1 protein-coding gene and 1 pseudogene are annotated in these 2473 nt (G+C 49.5%); one reads left to right on the top strand and one right to left on the bottom strand.

Annotated features, from left to right (window positions below):
- Positions 1-411, bottom strand: a 411-nt coding sequence (locus E5K03_RS12225; protein WP_171006688.1) for an ADP-ribosylglycohydrolase family protein, incomplete at its 3' end; no start/stop codon positions are given.
- 101 nt (positions 412-512) lie between these two features.
- Between E5K03_RS12225 and E5K03_RS12220 the strand changes: the two are divergent.
- Positions 513-2473, top strand: a pseudogene (locus tag E5K03_RS12220) (helix-hairpin-helix domain-containing protein); the annotation flags it as partial.

The following is a 2473-nucleotide window of genomic DNA, read 5'->3' as shown; positions in this document are numbered from 1 at the left end:
CGCACACCGCATCACACTCCCATTCCCAGCATTCTGCCCTTCGGGACTGTTCTCCCAGACGTACTGGCCTGCCTCATCCCAAGCAGCACCGTTATCTAGACGACTGAGCGCCCGCCGTGTCATCCCGCCGATGTCGAACGGCCCGCTGTTATACCACGCAACGAACCGCTCAGCAACATCAACCGGATCGAACGCTTGCCGTTCAACAAGACTCCGCGCGATACACAACGCCTGCTCTGTATCGTCAGTAATCGTCCCAGCAGGCTGATGCCACGTCCCGTACCCGATCATCTCATCAAGCCGCCCGTGTTCAGCACTGATCTTCGATGCAGACGCGAACTCGATCGGCCGGCCAAGCGCATCTCCGCACGCTAATCCAAGTAACGCACCACGCGCTCGATCCGAATCCATACATCATCAACGACTACCGCTTTGAAAAATGTAGGGTAACAGTCACTCTCTCGGCTTCGTTCCCGTGTGGGGGCTTGCCCTCGATCCGCATAATTCACAAAATGGTACCCTCGAAGAGTAAACTTATTAGTAAGTATGATTGTCAGTCACTTCAGGGAATATTCGAAACTGAGGTAATACCCCAAATGGCTAACCTACCGCAATTCTCGGAATCTGATCTCGCAAAGTTAGATGTTTCTGCTAATGAGGAATCAAATAGTGAGCCCGTTGTTGAAACATTCGAGAATTTACGTGAGGAACTCGTAACAGTACTTCAAGATACTGAATGGGGCCAACGGTATATTTGGGAAGAGGATTTTCAAACTCCGTATATCGGCCCAAATACGCCTAATGAATCAACATATGTTTGGCTTGGATTGGTTGATGAATACTACACAAACTTACCACGCGCCTCTAATGGCTTGCAGTTAGAATTTGGGGTTGATACAGGGTCCGCAACCGGGTTTCTAAATCAAGATGTGATCTGGGGCATCTTGCTGGGTCCTTGGGCTAATGAAAAGGTAGTTGATAACGTCACAGAATCGCTTCAGACGCACAGTTCCTTCATAGCGCAGTTCTTGGCAGAGAGGGATGAGTACGTCCTGTTAACGAAAAACCACACTTTGGATGCACCGGACAAGAACCAAATAGAAGATCTCAGCGAGGATATTGGAGAGGGCCTCGCGGTGACACGTGACTTGGAACTCATGGACCTATCCGATATCAATGTCCTTCAAGTCGCTACTGAGACGCTTTTCAAACTAACACCCATATATCGACTGTTAGCTGGAATCAAAAGTGCGCCTTCTGTGTCTTCCCTCTCGCACCCAACGGGTTCTATACCTCAAAATGCTACAATCTCATCAAACGAATGGGATATCAATTCGCTCGCAAAAGCTACGACACTCGATGCTGAAGATATTGAGGACGCTGTGAACCGTTTGGTTGACGCAGATTATTCTCACGAGGAAGCAATCGGATACGTACGCCGTTATCTGAAGGAGATGCTGCAAGGAGACGGGCTTTTCGCAGTTTACGGGGTTGGGCCTAGTAACGGATCATCTCTCGTGGAGGCGGGCATAACATCAATTGAAGAATTACGCACCGTTACACCGCAAGATCTGTCCAATAGAACCGACCTGTCTACAGAACAGATACAGCGTCTCCAAGAAGCCGCGCAAGCAGGTAACTTCTCATCCTTAGAATCGGATAACGAGCAGGTGGCAAGGCAACTCCTCGGCTCCTCGAAAGACCTCCCCACACAGAGGACGGAAAACAAGTATCTACCAGACACCAGAAAGCGAACAGATAGAGACACCGGGCAGTCCGAGGACTCAAAACTTAACTCTACTCCTGAACCCCAAAATAATTCAACAGGAGCAACATCTCCGGATGGGGAAAATCAACAGGAAATTCTCACTCCAGGAGAACTTCCAGTACCAGACCCAGAGGAATATACGGTGCCCGGTGGTGGTACAGTCTATCCAAACTACCTCTCAGAATACTACGAATCGTTCCGCAACGCAAAAAAAGTGTTAGAGCTTGTTTTCCAGATGCCTGGAACCGATATCGATCCTGAAGACCGCAGGGATCCACGTATTCAATATTTTATTCTCCTTGACGCGTGCATCGGATTTGGCGACGTGTCTACGCTGTTTGCTGGCTATGGACCACAGCATCAAAATCGTCTGCCATTCAGTATTAGAGACTATCGCAAAGTGTTCGGGGACGCCGAGACAGTAACGCATTACCAAGTTATCAACGTCAGGCCCTTTAGAGAGGATACGCATGAACTCCTTCAAAAAAGGGCGAGCGTGAAGACGACAAGAGAGTTCGTTCGGCCTTGCGTTCCCGGAACCAATTACTCGATACCAGAACTTCCCGGTTCACTTGCGGAACTCCAAGACGCTTTGCTTCAACTTGCCAAGTTCCCGGCGTACCCACCGCTACCATCGGAGAATGGGACTAATAACAGAACTATTCCAGTCGCAGACATGTACCGGACGTGTTTCGGGGACTTAGA

The sequence above is a fragment of the Halalkalirubrum salinum genome, from assembly GCF_005543295.1.
GTDB lineage: Archaea > Halobacteriota > Halobacteria > Halobacteriales > Haloferacaceae > Halalkalirubrum > Halalkalirubrum salinum.
Note: the sequence above shows the minus strand (reverse complement) of the source record. Positions and strands in the feature narration are given on the sequence as shown.